Raw genomic sequence first — 19,276 nt, forward strand, 5'->3', positions numbered from 1 at the left:
CCCGGTATGAGGCCGTCGCGGCGGCACCGCCTCCGGGTCTCTCGACCGTGACTCTCATCGAACGGACCTACGGGACACGCCCTCACCTTGACCGAGGACCAGGCCGCTGGTCGGGACGCCGGTGCCGGCGGTGACCAGCACGTGCTCGACGCCGGCGACCTGGTTCACCGCGGTGCCGCGGATCTGGCGCACCGCCTCGGCGATGCCGTTCATGCCGTGCAGGTAGGCCTCGCCGAGCTGGCCGCCGTGCGGGTTGAGCGGAAGCGTCCCGTCCAGTTCGAGCGCACCGGACGCGACGAAGTCCTTGGCCTCGCCGCGTCCGCAGAAGCCCAGTTCTTCCAGTTGGACCAGGACGAACGGCGTGAAGTGGTCGTAGAGCACGGCGACGTCCACATCGGACGGACCGATGCCCGACCTCTCCCACAGTCCCCTGGCCACCACGCCCATCTCGGGCAGCCCGGTCAGGTCGTCGCGGTAGTAGCTGGTCATCGTGAACTGGTCCGCGCCGCTGCCCTGCGTCGCCGCCCTGACGTGCGCGGGCCTGTTCGGCAGGTCGCGGGCGCGTTCCGCCGACGTGACCACGAGCGCGACCCCGCCGTCGCTCTCCTGGCAGCAGTCGAGGAGCCGGAGCGGTTCGGCGATCCAGCGCGACGACTGGTGGTCGTCCAGCGTGATCGGCCGGTCGTGAAACCACGCGTGCGGGTTCGTGGCGGCGTGCTTGCGGTCGATCACCGCGATCCGGCCGAAGTCCTCGCTCGTGGCGCCGTACTCGTGCATGTACCGGCGGGCGAACATGGCGACCATCGCGGCCGGCGTGCCCAAGCCCATCGGGTACGACCAGCTGTTGTCGATGTTGGCCGCGGCCGCCGTCTGGACCTGCCCGAACCGGTGCCCGGAGCGTTCGTTGAACGCCCGGTAGCAGACGACGACCTTCGCCGCGCCGGTCTCGACGGCCATCGCGGCCTGCTGGACCGTCGCACACGCCGCGCCGCCGCCGTAGTGCACGCGGCTGAAGAACGTCAGCTCCGGGATGCCCAGCTCGCGCGCGACCGCGATCTCGGCGTTGGTGTCCATGGTGAAGCTGACCAGGCCGTCCACATCGGACGGTTCGAGGCCGGCGTCGCCGAGGGCGGCTCTGACGGCCTCGGCGGCGAGCTGGAGTTCGCTGCGGCCCGAGTCCTTGGAGAAGTCCGTCGCGCCGATCCCTGCGATCGCGGCGTTCACGCGGGCACCTCGATCTTCACGGTTCCGGTGACGTGGTCGCCGTGCGCCGTCCGGCCGACGACCTCGATGATCAGGTCCTGCTGCTCGCGTCCGACGACCTGGCCGAAGAACTTCAGCGTGTCGTAGGCGAAGCAGGGCGCGCCGAGCTTGATGTTCACCTGCCGCACCAGCGCCTCCGGGCCCGCCCAGTCCGTGACGTAGCGCTGCACGAGGCCGGTGGTGGTGAGGATGTTGATGAAGATGTCCTTCGAGCCGCGCTGGACCGCGAGGTCGCGGTCGTGGTGGACGTCCTGGAAGTCACGGGTGGCCAGCGCGGTGCTGATCACGAACGTAGGGGTGGCCTCGACGTGCCACTCGGGCAGGGAATCACCGATCCGCACGGGGCCTCCAGCTGGGCATCGTCAGCTCGTCGTCGACCTTGGTGAACACGACCTCGACCGGCAGCCCGACGCTCGGCTCACCGTCCAGTTCGCCCAGCATCCGCACGCCCTCGTCCAGTTCGACCAACGCGATGACGAACGGCGTCTGCTTGCCGGGCACCTGCGGGTGGTGGTGCACGACGTAGCTGTAGACCACGCCGCAACCCTCCGAGACGAGGTACTTCGGCTTGGTGGCACCGCATTCCGGGCACATCGGGCCTGGAGGGTGCCGCAGGAGACCGCACCCGCCGCACCGCTGGATGCGCAGCTCGCCCTGCCGGGTGCCTTCCCAGAAGTACTCGGTGTCGCGGTTGACCGACGGCCGGATCGCCTGGGCCTTCGGGGCTTCCGGCTTCGGTTCGGGCTTCTGCGCGGGCTTGTACTTCAGCACCCGGAACCGCATCTCGGCGACGGCCTCGTCCCCGGCCCACCAGGTGCTCCGGGTCGTCACGAACCAGCCTTCACCAAGGCCCGTCTGCTTCGGCCCGGTCACGTCCTCCAGGCTCGTCGTGATCGACAGGTGCTCGCCGACCTCGAGGTACCGGTGATAGGTCTGGTCGCTGTTCGTCGCGACCACGGAGGTGTACCCGGCCTCGTCCAGGACGGCCATCATCGCGCCGAGCGGGTCGTCCACCGCGCGTTGGCCGCGCAGGCCGGCCATCGTCCACACCTGGACCATCGCGGGCGGCGCGACCTCGGTGTAGCCGGGGTGTTCGTCGCCGATGGCCTCCAGCCAGTTGTTGATCATCGGCAGGTTGACCGGGTCCCGCGCCAGCCGCGGTGCGCATTCGCCCTGTTCGGCGATGCGGGCGGCCTCCTTCTCGATGTCGATCATCGCACCACCCTCGGCAGACCGAGCCCGATGTTCGCGATCAGCTCGCGCTGGATCTCCTGCACTCCCCCGCCGAACGTCAGCACGAGGTTGCGCCGGGCCTGGACGTCCAGCCACTTCGTCAGTTCGGCTGGAGCGCCGTGGCGGCCGACCAGCTCTTCCAGCAACCGGCCGACGTGCTGGGTCCGGTCGGCGGCGAACACCTTCGTCGCCGAGGCGTCCGCGACCTCGATCTCGCCACTGGCGACCTGCCAGTTGAGCAGCTCGTTCACGCGGTGGACCGCCCGTGCCTCGGCCAGCGCCCGCCGCACGTCGGGTTCGTCGAGGAGCTGGCGTTCCGAGGCCCAGCCGTGGACCCGCTCGACCAGGGCACCGAGCCGGCCGGACGGGCCGAGCATCACGCGTTCGTGGTTGAGCTGCGTCGTGATCAGCCTCCAGCCCTTGTTCTCCTCACCGACCCGGCGGGCTTCGGGCACGCGGACGTCGTTGTAGTAGGTGGCGTTGACGTGGTGCGCGCCGTCGCAGGTGATGATCGGTGTCCAGGAGTAGCCGGGGTCGGTGGTGTCGACGATCAGGATCGTGATGCCCTTGTGCCGCGAGTCCGGCGCTCCGGTGCGGCAGGCCAGCCACACGTAGTCCGCGTCGTGGCCACCGGTCGTGAAGGTCTTCTGCCCGTTGACGACGTAGTGGTCGTCTTCGCGGACGGCCTTGGTGCGCAACGCGGCCAGGTCCGTGCCCGCGTCGGGCTCGGTGTAGCCGATGGCGAAGTGCAGGTCGCCGCTGAGGATCTTCGGCAGGAAGAAGTCCTTCTGCTCCTGGGTTCCGTACGTCTGCAGCGTCGGTCCGACGGTCTGCAGCGTCACGTACGGCAGCGGGACGTCCGCGCGGGCGGCCTCGTTGACGAAGATCTGCTGCTCCACCGGGCCGAACCCCAGGCCGCCGTACTCCTCCGGCCAGCCGACGCCGAGCCGTCCGTCCCGCCCGAGTCTTCTGACCAGCTCGCGATACGTCTGGCCGTGCCGTTCGGTGAGCATCGCCTCGCGTTCGGCGGCGGACATGACGGTCGCGAAGTACTCGCGGAGCTCGTCGCGCAGCTTGCGCTGCTCCGCGGTGAGGTCAATGAACATCGATGGCTCCCAAGCGGTGCTCCACTCCGCCGACGAACCGCGTCAGCTCCTTGGCCATGCCGTAGTAGCGGTGCATCGGGTAGGTGATGTCGAGCCCGAGGCCGCCGTGCAGGTGGTGGCAGGTGTGCACGGCCGGCAGGGTCTCCGCCGCGAGCCAGTAGGCAGCCGTGTCCAGGTCGGTGTCGTCGAGGCTCCACGCGGCGGTCAGCGCCGCCAGGTGCAGGGTGCGCGAGGCGATGTAGACGTCCGCGACCAGCAACGCGGCGGCCTGGAAGGTGGCCAGCGGTTTGCTGAACTGGTGGCGGGTGCCGACGTGCTTCACGGTGAGGTCGAGGGCTCCGGCCAGGACGCCGTCCGCCATTGCGCAGGCTCCGGCGAGCGCGAACCGGCGGATGCCGTCCTCCGCGCCTACCAGCAGTTCACCGCGGGCGCCTTCGAGTCGCACGATGCCGTCCGATGTGGACAGACCGGGTTGCGCCGGATCGACGACGAACACGCCGGTGTTCGTGCTGACCAGGATTCGGCTCGCCTCCGCGGCGTACGGCACGTTGATCTTCACGCCGAAGATGCCGTCCGGCCCTGCCGTGGTCTCCGGTTCAGCGGGCAGGGGCCGTGACGGTTCGCTCAGCGCCGCCGTCAGCACCCCGTGCTGTTCGGTCACCAGCGGCAGCAAGGCGTCCTGCTGCTCGGCGGTGCCGTACCGCACGATCGGCAGCACCCCCAGCGCGAGCGTGGCCAGCGCCGGGACGTCCACCGCCCGCCGGCCGACCTCGGTGAGCAGCACGGCCGTCTCCAGCACGCCGAACCCGTCGCCACCGAGCCGTTCCGGAACGGCCAGGGCCAGCAACCCCGCCTCTCCCAACGCCTTCCAGGGGGTGGCGCTCTCCCTGCCCAGCACGTCGGCCGCCAGGGCGGCGATCTCCTGCTGGGTCTCGTCGAGCTGGAAATCCATCTAGCGCTCCCTCGGTAAGCCGAGAATCCGCTCGCCTGCCAGGTTCATCAGCACCTGCGTCGTCCCGCCCGCGATGCTCAGGCAGCGGCTGAGCAGGAACTCGTGCATCTCGCCGCTGTCCACGGCGGCGTCCGGCCCGAGCAGGTCGACCGCGAACTCGGCGACGTCCTGCCGCTGCCGCACCCCGACGAGCTTGCGCACGCTGGACTCCGCGCCCGGTTCCTGTCCGCCCAGCACCCGCAGGCTCGCCCGCAGGTCCAGCACCGACACCGCGAGTCCCTGCGCCACCAGCGCACCCAGCCGTTCCGCGTGGTCAGGAGCGGCCGGGGACTTGAGGGCCTGCTCGAGAGGCTCGCCGAGCGACGAGCCCATCGCGACGCGTTCGTTCGCGAGGGTCGTGCGGGCGAGCCGCCAGCCGTCGTTCACCGCGCCGACCACGCAGTCGTCCGGCACGAACACGTCGTCCAGGAAGACCTCGTTGAACCGGGCGTCACCGGTGATCTCCCGCAACGGCCGCACGTCGATGCCCTCAGACCGCATGTCGACCAGGAAGTAGGTGATGCCCTTGTGCTTCGGCACGCTGGTGTCCGTGCGGGCCAGGCAGATCGCCCAGTCGGCCTGGTGCGCGAGCGACGTCCAGACCTTCTGACCGGTGAGTTTCCAGCCACCGTCGGTTCTGAGAGCCTTGGTGCGCAACGACGCCAGGTCCGAGCCGGCCTCGGGTTCGCTGAACAGCTGGCACCAGGTCAGCTCACCGCTCAACGTCGGCGGCACGAACCGTTCCTGCTGCTCGGGTGTTCCGTGCCGGAGGATCGTCGGCCCCGCCCAGCCGCCGATGACCAGGTCCGGCCTGCGCACCCCGGCACGGGCGAACTCGCTGTCGATCACCATCTGCCGCGCGGGCCCGGCGTCCTGCCCGTACGGCTTCGGCCAGTGCGGCACCAGAAACCCGCTGCTCGCCAGCCGTTCCCGCGCAGCGGCGGGATCGAGTCCGGCGATCTCCTCCGCGAACGTGCGCACGTCCGGATCGGACTCGACCTGGACGGCGAGCGACCGGCGCGCACCGGCCAGCGCCAGCTCGGCGACACGCCGGCGCCACCGTGCGACACCTCCCGCGAGCTGTTGCAGCGCCAAGGCCCGGCGCAGGTAGCGGTGGGCGTCGTGTTCCCAGGTGAAGCCGATTCCGCCCAGCACCTGGATGCAGTCCTTGGCGTTGCGGACGGCCGCGTCGAACGCGACGGCACCCGCCACCGCGGCCGCCAGCGGATGCTCGTCGTCACCGACCGACCGCGCCGCGTCCCAGGCGACCGACGACGCCTGCTCGGCGCGGCACAACATCTCCACGCAGAGGTGCTTCACGGCCTGGAACGACCCGATGACACGCCCGAACTGCTGGCGCTGTTTCGCGTACTCCACAGCGGTGTTGAGACACCAGGCGGCGACCCCGCTCGCCTCGGCGGCCATCAGCGTCACCGCGAGATCGGTCGGGTCGGCCACCGCCTCGCCCGGCTCACCGACCACCACCGACCCGAGCGAACGTGAGTGGTCCACGGCTTCCAGCGCGGCGACGGTCGCCTGCCCGACGGGCACGAGCGTCCAGTTGTCCGTTTTGAGCAACAGATGCGTCGCTTCGGCGGCACCGACCACGTGGTGGGACGAGAACCCGAACCCGGCGATCCCGTCGAAATCGGGGAACAGCACCGACACCAGCGCCGTGGGCAGCAACGGCCCGGGTACGAGGTTCTCGGCCGCCCGCTCCAGCATCACCGCGAGATCGGTGACCGTGCCGCCCTCCCTGGTCACCTCGAAGAACCCGACCTCGACGAGATCCGCCCACTCGTTCCCGGCGGCGTCCACGCTGTCGCGTAGCGCTCGCTGGTCCCCGGTCGTGGCGATCGGCATGCGGCCTCCTCCAGTACATGAAGAAGTTTATAGAACGTGTTCTATTTCCGGCAACAGATCATGGCTGCCAAACCGATCGAGTATGATGCGAACGCAGCTGCAACACGTTCCAGGAGGATCATCTCCGTGTCACCTTCGAAGTCGCGCACGGACGCGCTCATGGCGGGCGACGAGCTCAGCTCGGCCGCCCAGCGCGAGCGTCGCAAGCGGATCGTCGACGCGACCATCGCGCTGGCGTCCAAGGGCGGGTTCGACGCCGTCCAGATGCGCGCGGTGGCCGACCGGGCGGACGTCGCGCTGGGCACGTTGTACCGCTACTTCCCCTCGAAGGTCCACCTGCTCGTCTCGAGCCTCGCCGTCGAGCTGGAGCGCGCCCAGGAGAAGATGGACCGCACCACCGTCCCCGGCGACTCGCCGTACGAGCGCGTGCTGTTCGTGCTGGGCCGCATCACCAGGGGCCTGCAGCGCAACCCGCACCTCACCGAGGCGATGACGCGCGCGTTCACCTTCGCCGACGCCTCCGCGGGCGCCGAGATCGACAAGGTCTCCTGGCTGATGGAGAGCATGTTCACGAAGGCGATGAGCGACGAGGCGCCGACGGACGAGCAGAAGGCCATCGCCCGCGTCATCGGCGACGTGTGGCTGTCGAACCTGGTCGCCTGGGTCACCCGCCGCGCCACGGCCACGGACGTCGCGAACCGCCTCGAACTCACGGTCCGCCTGCTGCTGAAGTGAGTCCTCCCGCGGGATGACCCGCGGGTCACACCGCCGAACGATGCCGGCGCACGCGCCCGCCACTACCGTCTGTCCTATGAAGACGCTCGCGGTCGTCCTCGCCGCACTGGCCCTGGTGGGCGGCGGAACGGTGCTGCTGGTGAACCACCACGGCGGCTGGACGACGCTGACCGGCAAGGCCTGGGCCATCACCTACGAGGTGTCGGCGCAGCCCGCCGAGACGCTCGTGGAGGTGACGTACTCGGAGTCGGCCACGCGCTACCGCAAACAGACACCCCGGATCGTCACGACCGAGAAGCCGCTGCCGTGGTCCTTCGAGGTCGTGATCAACGCCGGCGAGAGGGCGCAGGTCTCCGCCACGCCCAAGGCCGATCAGGTGCTGACGTGCCGCATCCTGCTGGACGGGGTGAAGGAGCTCGCGTCGGCGACCGGCAAGCCCGGCGGGACGGTCAGCTGCGACTCCGTGACCGGTACCTGATCACCGGCGGTACCACGACGATCGTGAGGACCGCCATGACCACGTAGGTCCACGGTTCTTCGATCCCGAGCACGGCCATGGCGGCCCCCACCACGAACCCGAGCAGGATCAGACCGAGCACGATCAGCGCCTGTTCTCCGCCTCGCGACACGGAAGCCGCCCCTTCCCCCGCGCCGGCACCCCCACGTACCGGCGATCTCCCTCCGGATCGGCCGGTCGCGGCCCACGTCAAACCCGGGCTCAGTTGCGCGTTGTCGTCGTGGGCAGGACGAGGTTGCCGGGGCAGGGCGACGTCAGCTGCGGCCAGCCGTCGAGGTACCGGTTCCACTCCTCACGGGAGATCCGGAGGCCGGAAACCTCGTTGCACACGGCGTTCGCCGCGTTCTGCGGATCGAGGTGCCACTGCCTCAGCGTGGTGTCCTCGCCGGCGGTCATCAGCGACGTGCCGTGGAACTCCATCTTCACGATCTTGTCGCTGGTGAACTCGGCGGCCTCCTTGAAGAGGTCCCACACGAAGACGCGTCCGTCGTCGCCCGTGCTGGCCCACTGACGTTGCCCGTTGGCGGCGATGGCCGTCACCGGGCCGCTGTGCGCGGTGACGGCGTGCCGCTCCCGGCCGTCGTGCAGGCTCCAGACCCTCACCTCCCCCGCGGCACCACCCGTCAGGAGGAAGCCGGGGCTGCCGGTCAGATGCCCGAAGCTGACCGGTGCCCCGCCGGGATGGGTGATGTCCCGCAGCGGTGCCGAAAGATCCGCCGTCCTCCAGACGTGGATCACCGCGCCCTCCACGGTGATCAGCATGTCCGAGGTCATCGTGTCCGAAGTGGACAGAACGCCGCGGCTACCCGGCACCGTGGCGAGGAGCCGCGGAGCCCAGGGATCCGCCAGGCTCCACAGCGCGGTCGAGGTGTCGCCGGAGGTCAAGAGCGTCTGCCCGTCCAGGCTGAAAGCGCTGCCGGAGAACCGTCCCGGAAGCGTTGCGAGCTCCCCGCCCGAGGACCACAGCCGGACGACCTGCTCACGGTCGACGGTCGCGAAGTGCCTGCGCTCCCGGTCAGCGCTCGCCTGGACGCCCCCGCGCAACGGTTTCCCGAGGCCGGGTACCCGTGTGGTGTCCGCCGCCTGGTTCGTGAGCAGATCGGCGGCAGCGACGCCGAGGGCCACGTTCTGCCGTACAGACGGAGTGTGCGGCATCTCGGCGACCTTCTCGCCGTCCTTCCCGGCCACGACGCCTGTCGCCATGGCGGTGGACTGGATGAGCGCGTCCCGCGTCGCCGGCGACTTGTCCAGCTGGTATCCGGCGAGCGCGACGTGCGCCGCCAGCTCGGGGCTGGTGCCGACCAGCCGCATCGCCTCCGCCGCGGCCGAGTTCGCCCGCGACACGGTCCCCGCGCGTTCGTCCGAATAGTTCCTGAAGGTGAGCATGCCCAGCATCAGGACGATCAGCAGCGCCAAAGCACCCTGGAGCAGCATGAACGTGCGTGACCGCCGGGACGAGCGCTGCGTGCGCGCGTACTCCTCCTCGTCCGCGGCGACACTCTCGTCGAGGAACGCCTGCTCGTTGCTGTTCAGTGGCGGGTTGGTCTCCCACGACCAGTCCGCCAGCACTTCGAGCCGTGCGCCGCGCAGCAGCGAACCACGATCACGTCCGTGCCGTTCCCACGTCGCCGCCGCCTCGGTCAGCTCGCGATGCAGCCGTTGCCCGTCACGGTCGTGCGCCAGCCAGTCGCGCAGCCTCGGCCACGAGCGGATCAGCGCCTCGTGCGTGATCTCGACACCTTCGCGGGTGCGGGTCACCAACCGCGCGGCGGTCAGGCTTTCCAGGACGGTGGTCATGGCGGCGCCGTCGTCGATCTCGGCCATCGCGACGCGGCGTTTGGTGTCCTCGGTGCCATCGCCGAGGGCGCAGAGCCGCAGGAACAACGCCCTGGCGATCTCCTGCTCCTCCTCGTCGAACCGGTCGAACACCGCGTCGGCACTCTGCGCGAGAGCGCCCTGCAGGCCGCCCGTGTTCTGGAAGGCGGCCGTGGTCAGCGCGTTGCCCTGACGCCTGCGCCACGTCTCCAGCAGAGCGTGTGACAGCAACGGCAGCATGCCCGCGTGGCCGTGCACCTCGCTGACCAGTGTGGCGACCAGCGCGTTGTCGACCGTGCACTGCGCCGCGCGGGCGGGCTGGACGATGCAGCGCCGCAGTTCGTCCGGTGTCATCGGGCCCACCGTGACCATCGCGTCCTGCATGGCCTCGACCAGTCCGGCGTGGACGCCGCAGCGGCCGTAGAAGTCGGCTCGCACGCCGATCAGCACACGGGCGCTCTTCCTGGCGGCCAGGAGCACGGTGAGGAACCTTTCCCGCTCCTCCTGGTCCTGGCACAGGGTGAAGATCTCCTCGAACTGGTCGACGACCAGCACCGGTTCGCCGTCGAGCTGCCGCATCAGCAACGCCACGTCGTCCGGCTGTGCGACGAGATCGCCGTGGACGGACGGCGCGCTCAGGCCTGCCGCGCGGGCGAGCCGCACGGCGAGTTCTTCGAGCGGATGCGCTCCCGGCGTGAAGAGCAGGACGGGGCCGGGCAGCCGGGGAACGAGGCCTGCGCGCAACACCGACGACTTGCCCGATCCGGACGGGCCGAACACGGCGAGAAATCGGTTCCGCGCGACGCGGCGTTCCAGATCCGCCACCAGTTTCTCGCGTCCGAAGAACCGGTCGGCGTCCGCGACCTCGTAGGCCGGCAATCCGCGATAAGGCGGTTCTCCGCTTTCCTCGCAAGGCGCGGGAGTGGCGTTCCTCTCCTCGGCGGCCAGCGAATGCCAGCGCCGCTCCCATTCATCCTCGTCACCGCCGCAGGCCTGCACGAACGCGCGCGTGACCGCGAGGCTGGGCAGCCTTTTCCCGCCGGCCGCGTCGGACAGGGCCGATGCCGAGTAGTGCGTCCGCCGGGCCAGCTCCCGATAGGTCGGGGCGTTCGCCTTGTCTCTGAGCAACCGCAGGTCGACCGCGAAATCGACGAGAGCCGACCCATCACGTTCCAGCGGACTTTCCCGGCGCGGCACCGCACTCCTTCGAGAGTTGAACGGCGCCGATTCTCCGGAGATTGTTGTCAGGTGTCCAGGACCGAGGCGGGCCCAGGTGGGTGACCTGGGCCCGCCGGTGGTCAGACGTTGTCGGTGTGCGTGACGCCCGCGGTGCGGTAGTCCTGCACCGCGGTCTTCACCTGGGCCGGGCTCAGCACCTGGTCCTTGGCGAAGTACACGTAGTCGACCTCCTGCTGGTAGGCGCGTTCGGCACTGCTGCCCTGCAGGCCGCCCGAGATGAACCAAAGGTTGAAGTTGATCGACATCGGCGTCTCCGGGTAGTACTTGTCGCCGTGGTCGGCGACGAGGTTGCCGTCGATGTAGTACTTCACCCGGCCGTTCGCGACCTGGAAGACGAGGTCGTGCCAGCCGTTGTAGCTCTGCCGCTGTTCGTTGTGGATGTTGTCGGCGACCCAGGGTTCGTTCTGGTAGGTCTCCCAGGTGGTCTCGTACATGACGTTGGCCGGCTCGCCCCAGCCGCCGTTGGGCAGGTACTCGAAGTCGATCTCGCCGTAGTTCGGGGCCATCGGCGCGTCGAGCGGGGTGATGGTGAAGAACGTCTGCACGACGTGGTCGCCGTCCGGGCCGAAGACCGGCGCGTCGCTGAACTTCACCCTGGAGGCGTAGGTGCCCTCGAAGAACTTGCGCTGGTGGAACATCTCGGTCTGCTTCGCGGCGGAGCCGTTGTTCCACGAGTCGAGGCGCATGACCTTCTGGCCGTCGACCGTCGGGAACGTGACGCGCGAGGCGTCCCACTCGGCGCCGGGGACACCGGGGCCGCCACCGCCCGAGCGGACGGTCCAGCCGCGCTGGCTGATCCGCGAGTCACTCGAGTTGTTGTACGCGAAGTCGTCGAACAGCTTGGGGCCGTTGGGGTTCGGCGCTGTCGTCGTGGTCGTCGTGGTGGTGGGCGGGCTCCCGCCGGGCGGCGTGCCCCACAGCAGCGTGCCGCCGCGGTGGACGGTCACCCTGTTCCACGCCGAGTAGGTGCTCTCACCGCGGAACGAGTAGTCGTCGGTCTGCGTGATCGGGCCCCAGTTGGTGCGGTAGAAGCGGAGTTGCAGGTCGCCGGAGTCGGCGCCGGGGTTCAGCGCGCCCGCGCCGGAGGTGAAGCCGACCTGCAGGTAGCGGTCGGCCGGGCCGCCGGTCAGGGTGCCGAACTGGCCGGTCACGTTGCCGCAGCCGCGCACGGCCCACGAGCAGGCGAACCGGTAGCCGACGTCCGGGGTGTCGCTCTTGAAGTAGTAGCGGATCTTCACGTCGGACAGCGGCACGCTCGTGGTGCCCGAGTTGACCAGCTTGAACCACGGTTCGGCCTGGTCGGTCGTCGCACCGGACGCGCTGGTCCGGTACTGGGCGGTGATCGCGTCGGCGGCGAACGCGTTCGGTGCGACGGCCAGCGCGGCCACCGCCAGTGCCGCGCAGGACGCGGCTAGGAGTGCTCGCAACGTTCTCTCCTCATTTCGGCAGGGACGGACAGGGCGGCGAGCCTGGACGAGTGGAGGCGCATCCGGGTGGTGAAGCCCTCCCACTCGGGGCGCTGGGACCAGAGGGTGTCGGCCAGCGCGGCAAGACGGGGAAATGCCAGGTATTCGAGGTGGTCACGGGAGCGGACGTGCTCGGTCCACAGCTGGCACTGGGCGCCGAGCACGCCGCCGGGCAGCGGCACGTGGTAGACGTCGCGGGCCGTCACGACGAACCCGGGCTGGCCGGGTGGTTCGTGCGGGCCGTCCGACTGCGGGTAGTCGAGGTAGGTGGAGGTGTGCGGGGCCATCACGACGGGCTGGCCCCGGTCCAGTGCCTTGGCGGCCTGGGTCTCGTCCTTCCACGGCATGAGGACGGAGCGAGGATCGCCGGTCGGTTCCCACGCGGCCGGGACGCGGCCCCGGTCGAGCAGGTACTTGCCCGCCTGGCGGAGGAACTGGCCGTGGACGTCCTCCGGCAGCAGGCACTCGTCGCCGCCGAGGTGGACGTGCTCGCCGGGGAACACCTCCAGCACCTCGGCCAGCACCTCGCGGACGAAGCCCAGCGCGTGCAGCCCGAACGCCGCGTCGCTGATGCCCCAACGCGTCCACACGGGCAGTGCTTCGGGCGCGATGCCCAGATCGGGGTAGGCGGCCAGATCGGGATAGGCGGCCAGTGCGGCGCGGGCGTGGCCGGGCATCTCGATCTCCGGCATGATCCGGACGCCGCGCTCGGCCGCGTGCGCGACCAGCCCTTCGAGCTCGGTGCGGGTGTAGGTGCCGCCGTGCGGGACGCCGTCGCCGTTGGTCTCGGTGCGCCAGCCACCGATCGAGGTCAGCAGCGGGTGCGCGGGCACCGGCATGCGCCAGCCCTGGTCGTCGGTCAGGTGCAGGTGCAGGACGTTGAGCTTGTGGAACGCCATCAGGTCGATGAACCTGCGCAGCACGTGCACCGGCTGGAAGTGCCTGGCCACGTCGAGCATGAACCCGCGCCACGGCAACCTGGGCACGTCCCGGATGTCGACACCGGGCAGCGTCCAGTCCACATCGGACGTTCTGCTCGACCGGAGTGCCTCCGCCGGGAGCAGCTGCCGGATGGACTGCACGCCCTGGGCCAGGCCGTTCGCCGTGCCGGCGCGCAGCATGACGCCGTGTTCGTTGACGGTCAGCGCGTACCCCTCCGCGCCGAGTCCGACGAGCTTGGCGTCCAGGGCGATGAGGACCTGGCCATGGTCGGCGATCGGCAGCGGAAGTCCCGTGGCGGGTCTGAGCAGTGCGCGGAGCAGTCGCGCCGCGGGCTCGGCGCCGGGCGTGACGCGCACGCTCGTGCCGCAGTCCAGCGTGAACCCCCTGCTGCGGCGCACGATCCTGGTCGGGAGTGGAACGATCACCCTTTCACCGCCCCTCCGACGATGCCGGTGGTGACCCGGCCCTGCAACACGATGAAGATCAGCAGCACCGGCAGCATGAACAGCGTCGACGCGGCCATGGTGGCTCCCCAGTCGGTGCCGAAGGTGTTGTTGAACGAGGACAGCCAGACCGGCAGCGTGCGGTCGTCCTGGTCCTTGATGATCAGCACGTTGGCGAAGGCGAACTCGTTCCACGCGGTGATGAACCCGAACAGCGAGGTCGCCAGCAGACCCGGTGCGAGCAAGGGGAACACGACCTTGCGGAACGCCTGCCCGCGCGTGCAGCCGTCGACCTGCGCCGCCTCCTCCAGGTCGACCGGGATGGCGGCGAGGAACCCGCGCAGCGTCACGATCGTGAACGGCAGCGTCATCATGAAGTAGACGAGCGTGAGGATCCAGAGCGTGTCGAGCATGCCGGTGTCCCTGGCGATGACGTAGATCGGGATGAGCAGCGCCTCCCACGGCGTCATCTGCGCGACGAACACCATCAGCACGAACGCCCTGCGTCCCTTCCACCGCAGCCGCGCGATCGCGAACGCCGCGAGCAGGGCGACCAGCAGCGCGAGCACCACCGCCCCGCCCGCGACCAGGAGACTGTTGCGCCAGAACGAGAAGAACCCCTTCGCGGCGATCGCCGTGCCGAAGTGGTCGAACGTGATCGGGATCGGCAGGAACGTCGGTGTGGCGCTCTGGATGTCCTTGGTCGGCTTGAACGCGGTGAGCACCATCCAGTAGACGGGGAACACCGAGAGGACGAACACGACGAGTGCCGCCGTGGTGCGCGAGATCCGGCCGATCATGCTTCCCGCTCCTGCCGGTAGAGCTGGCGGAAGTACGCCAGCAGTGCGAGCACGAGCAGCACCACCATGAGCATCGACACGGCCGCGCCGAGGTCGTAGCGCTGCAACGACTGCGCGACCTGGAAGGCGTAGACCGGCAGCGTCGTCGTGGCCTGGCCGGGACCGCCCTGGCTGATCACCCAGATCTGCACGAACGCCTTGACGACCCAGATCACCTCCAGGCACGTGATCAGCCCGAACATGGCGCGCAGCATCGGGAAGGTGATGGTCGAGAACACCCGCCACCCGCCGGCGCCGTCGATGCGCGCGGACTCGTACAGCTCCTGCGGCACGGTGATCATCGCCGCGTACAGCGACAGGGCGGCGAACGGGATCGACTGCCAGACGATCAGCGTCACGAGGATGCCGAACGTCGCCTCGCCGTCCGCGAACCACGTGTAGTCGCGGTACTCCTCGAAGCCCAGCGCGACCAGTGCCCAGTTCACGACGCCGAGCCGCGACTGGAAGAGCCACTGGAACACCGTGGTCGCCGCGATGATCGGAGTCGCCCAGGTGAGCACGAGCCCGCCCATCACGAGGAGCCGGAGCCACTTGCCGAGGCGGACGAGCAGCAGCGCGACCAGCGTCGACAGCACCATGATCAGCACGACGTTGATCGCGGTGAACCACAGCGTCCGCCTGACCACGGCCCAGAACTCGGGGTCGGACAGCACCTTCACGTAGTTCGCGAGACCGACGAACTTCGCGTCGCCGCGCACCAGTTGCGGCAGCCCGAACTCCTGCATCGAGATGATCACGTTGCGGATCAACGGGTACAGCAGCAGGTACGCGGTGGTGAGCAGGGTGGGTGCGATCAGCAGGTACGGCAGGACGGGTCGTCTGCGGCGCTTCGGCGGGGCCGGTGCGGTGTCCTGCACCGGCCTCTCGGCGAGGAGTGTCATTTGCCTGAGTTGAGGGCTTGGGTGATCACTTCGTCGGCCTTCGCCGCGGCCGTCCGGGGATCGGCTCCGGTGAGGACCGCGGTCTGGAACTCCTTGATCGGGTTGCGGGCCTCGACCGCCGCCCAGTTCGGCGAGTTCGGAGTGGCGAACCCGTTGGCCGCACCGGCCGCCATCGCCGCCGTGCCGGGGTCACCGCCCACCGAGGACGCGAGCGACTTGCGGTTCGGCACGTAGTTCATCGCTTTCGCGAGCTCCACCTGCCACTTCTCGCCGGCGAGCGCCTTGACGACCTCGTACGCACCGTCCTGGCGCGAGGACGCCAGCGGGACGATCAGGTCGGAGCCGCCGGTGAACACCGCGCCGGGCTTGTCCGCCGTCTTGCCGGGGATCGGGAAGAAGCCGATCTTGCCTTCCAGCGCCGGGTTGGCCTTCGTGACGAGTTTCGCCGCGCCGGGCACCGCGATGAACTGCGCGACCTTGCCGCCCGCCACGACGTCCGTCTGCTGCGGCTTGGCCTCGTCGGAGTCCTTCGGACCGTCGCCGAGCGCCTGGAGCCGCTTGTAGAAGTCCATGCCCGCCAACGCCTCCGGCGTGTTCAACGAGCCCTTCCACCTGTCGCCGTCCTGCTGCGCGAGGTCGCCGCCCTCGTCCCAGACGAACCCGGACAGCGTGTACCAGTTCTGGCCGGGCAGGTAGATGCCCTGCTGGTCACCCTGGTCGAGCTTGGCGGTGGCGGCGAGCCACTCCTCGCGCGTCTTCGGGGGCGTGACCTGGGCAGCCTCGAACAGGTCCTTGCGGTAGATCACGACCCGGTTGGCCGCGTAGAACGGGATCCCGAACTGCTTGCCGTCCACCGAGCCCGGCTCGCTCAGACCGGGAATCCAGTCGTCGCCCTGCAGTTCCGCCTTCTTGGCCGACAGGTCGGTGACGCCCTTGCTGGCCACGTACTGGGCGACCTGCGTGTTGCCGACCTCGATCACGTCGGGCGGATCGGTGCTGGCCAGGGCACTGGTCACCTTCTGCGTGATGCCGTTCCACTCCTGGATCTGGATGTTCAGGTCGAGGTTCGCGTGCTCACGTTCGAACTCGGTCTCGAACTTCGACACGAACTCCTCGGTGGCCGTGTCCTTCATGAGCCACACGGTGATCTCCTGCTTCTCACCTCCGCCGGCGGACGAACCGCAGGCGGACAACGTGAGCGCCAGGACGAGTAAGGCAGCGGAGCGCGACACGACTCACCTCTCGCTGGGATGTGACCAATTGGTCAGGTCCGATGGGAGTGGGTAGAAAGTGGCATAGACCACTTCTCAGGTCAATAGCCAGCTCGCAAGCGTGAGAGCGCTCTCGATCTTCACCGGACTGGTTACTTACCAGTGGTATGACATACTGGCCGCCGACGAAGCGGAGAGGCATGGCCGAAGCGATCCTGAAGCGCGAGCGCGTCCGCGACCACCTGCTCGAACTCATCGAGACCCACCCGGCGGGCGCACCGATCCCCGCCGAACGCGTGCTGTGCCAGCAACTCTCGGTCTCGCGCCCCACCGTCCGCTCGGCCGTGGAGGAACTGGTCAACACCGGCCTGCTCGTCCGCCAGCACGGCCGGGGCACCTTCGTGGCGCGCGCCAAGATCACCCAGGAGATGGTCTCCGACACGGGATCCATGTCCCTGCCCCAGGCCTCGGGCACCTGGTCGTCCCGCGTGCTCGAACACGCCCGCGTCGCCGCCGGCGCCAGGGTCGGCCGCCGCCTGCACCTCTCCCCCGCCGCCGAGATCCACTACATCGCCCGCCTGCGCCTGGTCGACGGCGAGCCGATGGCCGTGGAGTACCTGCACGTGCCGGCCGCGGTGGCGCCGGCGCTCACGTTGCACGACATGGAGTCCGGCGACTTCTACGACCGGCTGCGCGAGCACGGCGTCCACGTTTCCGAGGCCGTGCAGTCGATCGAGCCCACCGTCGTGAACGACTCCGAGGCCTCGCTGCTCGGTGTTCCCGTGCTGGCACCGGCCTTGCTGTTCGAGCGGCTGACCACGGACGCCGAGGGCCGGCAGGTCGAGTACGTGCACTCGATCTACCGCGGCGACCGGTACCGGATCGTCTCGCGGCTGACGCTCGGGGCCTCGCCGCGCAACGCCGTGGACGTGCAGGCACGGGTCAGCGGTAGCCCGTTCTGATCACATGAACCTGGTGCTCTGCCTGTCGACGAAGTTCTGGGCCTTCTCCAGGGTGTGCGAGGCGTAGGTCCCGCTGGCGCGCGCGTCGAGCAGCGCGTTCTGCTGCGCGTCCGCCATCATCCGCTGCAGCTCGAAGCGTTGGTGCATTGACTCGTCGGGGTCCTGCTCGGTGAGCTTCTTCTCGATGCCCTCGCTCATCGCGATGATCCGCTCCAGGGTCTGTTCCAGCAGGTGCTCGTCGAACGGCTCCCCGTTCTCGCGGCACAGCGCCGAGCTCTCCAGCAGCGTCCGGCTCGCCGTCACCAGTTCACCCGCCAGGCGGGCGTACTCGCGGCGCTCGTGGTCCTCGTCGTTGCCGCGGATGCCCAGCCACCTGATCACCAGCGGCAGCGAGCCGCCCTGCACGACCAGCGTGAGGATCGCGACGGTGAACGCGATCAGGATCAGCTCGGAGCGGTACGGCAGGTCCTCGGGCAGCGTCTGCGCCGCCGCCACCGTCACCACGCCGCGCATTCCCGACCAGGCGAGCACCGCGCCGCCGCGCCAGCTGAGACCTTCGCTCGCGTAGAACGCCACGTCGGCCTGTTTGCGTTGCAGCATCCGGATCCCGCGGTCGTACCGCTTCTCCTCGCCGGGCGTCGGGCCGCGCGCGGTGAAGCGATCCACAAAGGACTCCAGCTTGCCGGTGAACGCGTCCGCGCGGCGTTGCTGGCGGCGCAGCAGGGCGATCACCGGGATGGTGAACGCCACGCGCAGCACGACCAGCGCCACCGTGGCCAGCACGCCGAGCACGAGCGCCCGCGCCACCTCGTCGTCCGCCACGGCACCGATGACGGACGTGAGCTCGAAGCCCATCAGCAGGAAGACGCCGTTCTCCAGCAGCAACTGGATGGTGCGCCAGTTCGTGCGTTCCGAGATGCGGTCGTGCGCGGTGAACCTGCGCGCGCTCTGGTGCCCGGTGATCAGCCCGGCCACGACCACGGCGATCACGCCGGACGCGTGCACCTCCTCGGCCGGGATGAACGCCAGGAACGGCACCACGTAGGAGATCGCGGTCGTGAGCACCGGCTGACCCTGGATCCGCGCCCGCGCCCACACCGACACGATGCCGACGGCGGCACCGACCGCGACGCCCGCCGACACGGCGTAGGAGAAGTCACCCAGCGCGCTGCCGAACGACACACTGGCGGTGATCGCGACGATGGCCGTGCGCAGCAGCACGAGCGCGGTCGCGTCGTTGACCAGCCCCTCGCCTTCGAGGATCGTGACGAGGCGGGGTGGCAGGCCGAGCTTCTTGCCGATCGACGTGGCGGCGACCGCGTCCGGCGGGCTGATCACCGCGCCGAGCGCGAGCGCGGCGGCGAACCCGATCTCCGGCAGCAGCCACCAGATCAGCAGGCCGGTGCCGAACGCGGACACGACCACGAGCAGCACCGACAGCGCTCCGATGGTCGCGAAGTTGCGCCTGAAGTCGACCACCGGCACGTTCACCGCCGCCGAGTACAGGATCGGCGGCAGCACGACCACCAGGATCCACTCGGGTTCGACGACCAGGTGCGGCGCACCCGGCAGCTGACTGCAGCCCATGCCGACGAGCACGAGCAGCACGGGTGCCGCCACGCCCAGTTTGGGCGCGACGTACGACACCACCACGATGATCAGCACGGCCGCGACGGCGAGCAAGGCCCATTCCTGCATGACGTGCAGTTTGTCTGATCGGGACGGACCTCGCCCGCGCAGCCACGCCGG

The 19,276-nt window shown here is 69.5% G+C and carries 17 protein-coding genes; 3 read left to right on the forward strand and 14 right to left on the reverse strand.

Going from position 1 to position 19,276, the window contains the following annotated elements; all coding sequences use genetic code 11:
- Positions 1–54 precede the first annotated feature (54 nt).
- Genes AB0M48_RS00730 through AB0M48_RS00755 form a run of 6 tightly spaced genes read right to left on the reverse strand, consistent with a single transcriptional unit; the run spans position 55 to position 6,456 of the window.
- Entirely contained in the window at positions 55–1,224 is a 1,170-nt protein-coding gene (locus tag AB0M48_RS00730) for a lipid-transfer protein (RefSeq protein WP_363834899.1), read from the reverse strand.
- Positions 1,221–1,604, reverse strand: a complete 384-nt coding sequence (locus AB0M48_RS00735) for a MaoC family dehydratase (protein WP_363834902.1) — start codon at positions 1,602–1,604, stop codon at positions 1,221–1,223. The genes AB0M48_RS00730 and AB0M48_RS00735 overlap by 4 nt, the downstream gene beginning before the upstream one ends.
- On the reverse strand, positions 1,591–2,475 hold the full coding sequence (locus AB0M48_RS00740) for an OB-fold domain-containing protein (protein WP_363835880.1): 885 nt from the start codon (positions 2,473–2,475) through the stop codon (positions 1,591–1,593). Before AB0M48_RS00740 ends, AB0M48_RS00735 begins: the two co-directional genes overlap by 14 nt.
- Complete coding sequence (locus tag AB0M48_RS00745) at positions 2,475–3,602, reverse strand: acyl-CoA dehydrogenase family protein (protein ID WP_363834905.1); 1,128 nt, start codon at positions 3,600–3,602, stop codon at positions 2,475–2,477. Before AB0M48_RS00745 ends, AB0M48_RS00740 begins: the two co-directional genes overlap by 1 nt.
- Positions 3,592–4,554, reverse strand: a complete 963-nt coding sequence (locus AB0M48_RS00750; protein ID WP_363834908.1) for an acyl-CoA dehydrogenase family protein — start codon at positions 4,552–4,554, stop codon at positions 3,592–3,594. The genes AB0M48_RS00745 and AB0M48_RS00750 overlap by 11 nt, the downstream gene beginning before the upstream one ends.
- Positions 4,555–6,456 (reverse strand): acyl-CoA dehydrogenase family protein, encoded by a 1,902-nt coding sequence (locus tag AB0M48_RS00755; RefSeq protein WP_363834910.1) that lies wholly within the window; start codon positions 6,454–6,456, stop codon positions 4,555–4,557.
- A 159-nt stretch (positions 6,457–6,615) separates the two neighbouring features.
- Here AB0M48_RS00755 and kstR point away from each other — a divergent pair, with 159 nt between their 5' ends.
- Both kstR and AB0M48_RS00765 read left to right on the forward strand, forming a co-directional pair.
- Positions 6,616–7,191, forward strand: a complete 576-nt coding sequence (gene kstR / locus AB0M48_RS00760) for a cholesterol catabolism transcriptional regulator KstR (protein WP_266037289.1) — start codon at positions 6,616–6,618, stop codon at positions 7,189–7,191.
- Positions 7,192–7,267: 76 nt separating this feature from the next.
- Positions 7,268–7,669: an MmpS family transport accessory protein gene (locus AB0M48_RS00765; protein ID WP_363834913.1), complete on the forward strand. Its 402-nt coding sequence runs from the start codon at positions 7,268–7,270 to the stop codon at positions 7,667–7,669.
- Here AB0M48_RS00765 and AB0M48_RS00770 read toward each other — a convergent pair.
- The 7 genes from AB0M48_RS00770 to AB0M48_RS00800 all read right to left on the reverse strand — a co-directional run bounded on the left by AB0M48_RS00770 (position 7,641) and on the right by AB0M48_RS00800 (position 16,586).
- Positions 7,641–7,820, reverse strand: coding sequence for a hypothetical protein (locus AB0M48_RS00770; protein WP_363834916.1), 180 nt, complete (start codon positions 7,818–7,820; stop codon positions 7,641–7,643). The genes AB0M48_RS00765 and AB0M48_RS00770 overlap by 29 nt on opposite strands.
- An 89-nt stretch (positions 7,821–7,909) precedes the next feature.
- Positions 7,910–10,720 carry a helix-turn-helix domain-containing protein gene (locus tag AB0M48_RS00775; RefSeq protein ID WP_363834920.1) on the reverse strand — a complete coding sequence of 937 codons (2,811 nt, stop codon included), beginning with the start codon at positions 10,718–10,720 and terminating at the stop codon, positions 7,910–7,912.
- A 101-nt stretch (positions 10,721–10,821) separates the two neighbouring features.
- Positions 10,822–12,189 (reverse strand): cellulose binding domain-containing protein, encoded by a 1,368-nt coding sequence (locus tag AB0M48_RS00780; protein ID WP_363834923.1) that lies wholly within the window; start codon positions 12,187–12,189, stop codon positions 10,822–10,824.
- Positions 12,174–13,595, reverse strand: a complete 1,422-nt coding sequence (locus AB0M48_RS00785; protein WP_363834926.1) for a beta-N-acetylhexosaminidase — start codon at positions 13,593–13,595, stop codon at positions 12,174–12,176. Before AB0M48_RS00785 ends, AB0M48_RS00780 begins: the two co-directional genes overlap by 16 nt.
- Positions 13,592–14,413 carry a carbohydrate ABC transporter permease gene (locus AB0M48_RS00790; protein WP_363834930.1) on the reverse strand — a complete coding sequence of 274 codons (822 nt, stop codon included), beginning with the start codon at positions 14,411–14,413 and terminating at the stop codon, positions 13,592–13,594. Before AB0M48_RS00790 ends, AB0M48_RS00785 begins: the two co-directional genes overlap by 4 nt.
- On the reverse strand, positions 14,410–15,354 hold the full coding sequence (locus AB0M48_RS00795) for a sugar ABC transporter permease (protein WP_363834933.1): 945 nt from the start codon (positions 15,352–15,354) through the stop codon (positions 14,410–14,412). Before AB0M48_RS00795 ends, AB0M48_RS00790 begins: the two co-directional genes overlap by 4 nt.
- On the reverse strand, positions 15,351–16,586 hold the full coding sequence (locus AB0M48_RS00800; protein WP_363834937.1) for an extracellular solute-binding protein: 1,236 nt from the start codon (positions 16,584–16,586) through the stop codon (positions 15,351–15,353). Before AB0M48_RS00800 ends, AB0M48_RS00795 begins: the two co-directional genes overlap by 4 nt.
- A gap of 179 nt (positions 16,587–16,765) precedes the next feature.
- Between AB0M48_RS00800 and AB0M48_RS00805 the strand changes: the two genes are divergently transcribed.
- A complete protein-coding gene (locus AB0M48_RS00805) occupies positions 16,766–17,527 on the forward strand; it encodes a GntR family transcriptional regulator (protein ID WP_363834941.1) in 762 nt (253 codons plus the stop codon).
- Here the strand turns inward: AB0M48_RS00805 and AB0M48_RS00810 are convergent, their stop codons facing one another.
- On the reverse strand, positions 17,528–19,225 hold the full coding sequence (locus tag AB0M48_RS00810) for a sodium:proton antiporter (protein ID WP_363834944.1): 1,698 nt from the start codon (positions 19,223–19,225) through the stop codon (positions 17,528–17,530).
- Positions 19,226–19,276: the final 51 nt, after the last annotated feature.

The sequence above is a fragment of the Lentzea sp. NPDC051208 genome (assembly GCF_040682435.1).
GTDB classification, from domain to species: Bacteria; Actinomycetota; Actinomycetes; order Mycobacteriales; family Pseudonocardiaceae; genus Lentzea; species Lentzea kristufekii.

Coding starts and splice junctions, on each gene's coding strand:
- AB0M48_RS00745 (WP_363834905.1), bottom strand. CDS start 3,602: ATGTTCATTGACCTCACCGCGGAGCAGCGCAAGCTGCGCGACGAGCTC.
- AB0M48_RS00750 (WP_363834908.1), bottom strand. CDS start 4,554: ATGGATTTCCAGCTCGACGAGACCCAGCAGGAGATCGCCGCCCTGGCG.
- AB0M48_RS00755 (WP_363834910.1), bottom strand. CDS start 6,456: ATGCCGATCGCCACGACCGGGGACCAGCGAGCGCTACGCGACAGCGTG.
- kstR (WP_266037289.1), top strand. CDS start 6,616: ATGGCGGGCGACGAGCTCAGCTCGGCCGCCCAGCGCGAGCGTCGCAAG.
- AB0M48_RS00765 (WP_363834913.1), top strand. CDS start 7,268: ATGAAGACGCTCGCGGTCGTCCTCGCCGCACTGGCCCTGGTGGGCGGC.
- AB0M48_RS00790 (WP_363834930.1), bottom strand. CDS start 14,413: ATGATCGGCCGGATCTCGCGCACCACGGCGGCACTCGTCGTGTTCGTC.
- AB0M48_RS00795 (WP_363834933.1), bottom strand. CDS start 15,354: ATGACACTCCTCGCCGAGAGGCCGGTGCAGGACACCGCACCGGCCCCG.
- AB0M48_RS00805 (WP_363834941.1), top strand. CDS start 16,766: ATGGCCGAAGCGATCCTGAAGCGCGAGCGCGTCCGCGACCACCTGCTC.
- AB0M48_RS00810 (WP_363834944.1), bottom strand. CDS start 19,225: ATGCAGGAATGGGCCTTGCTCGCCGTCGCGGCCGTGCTGATCATCGTG.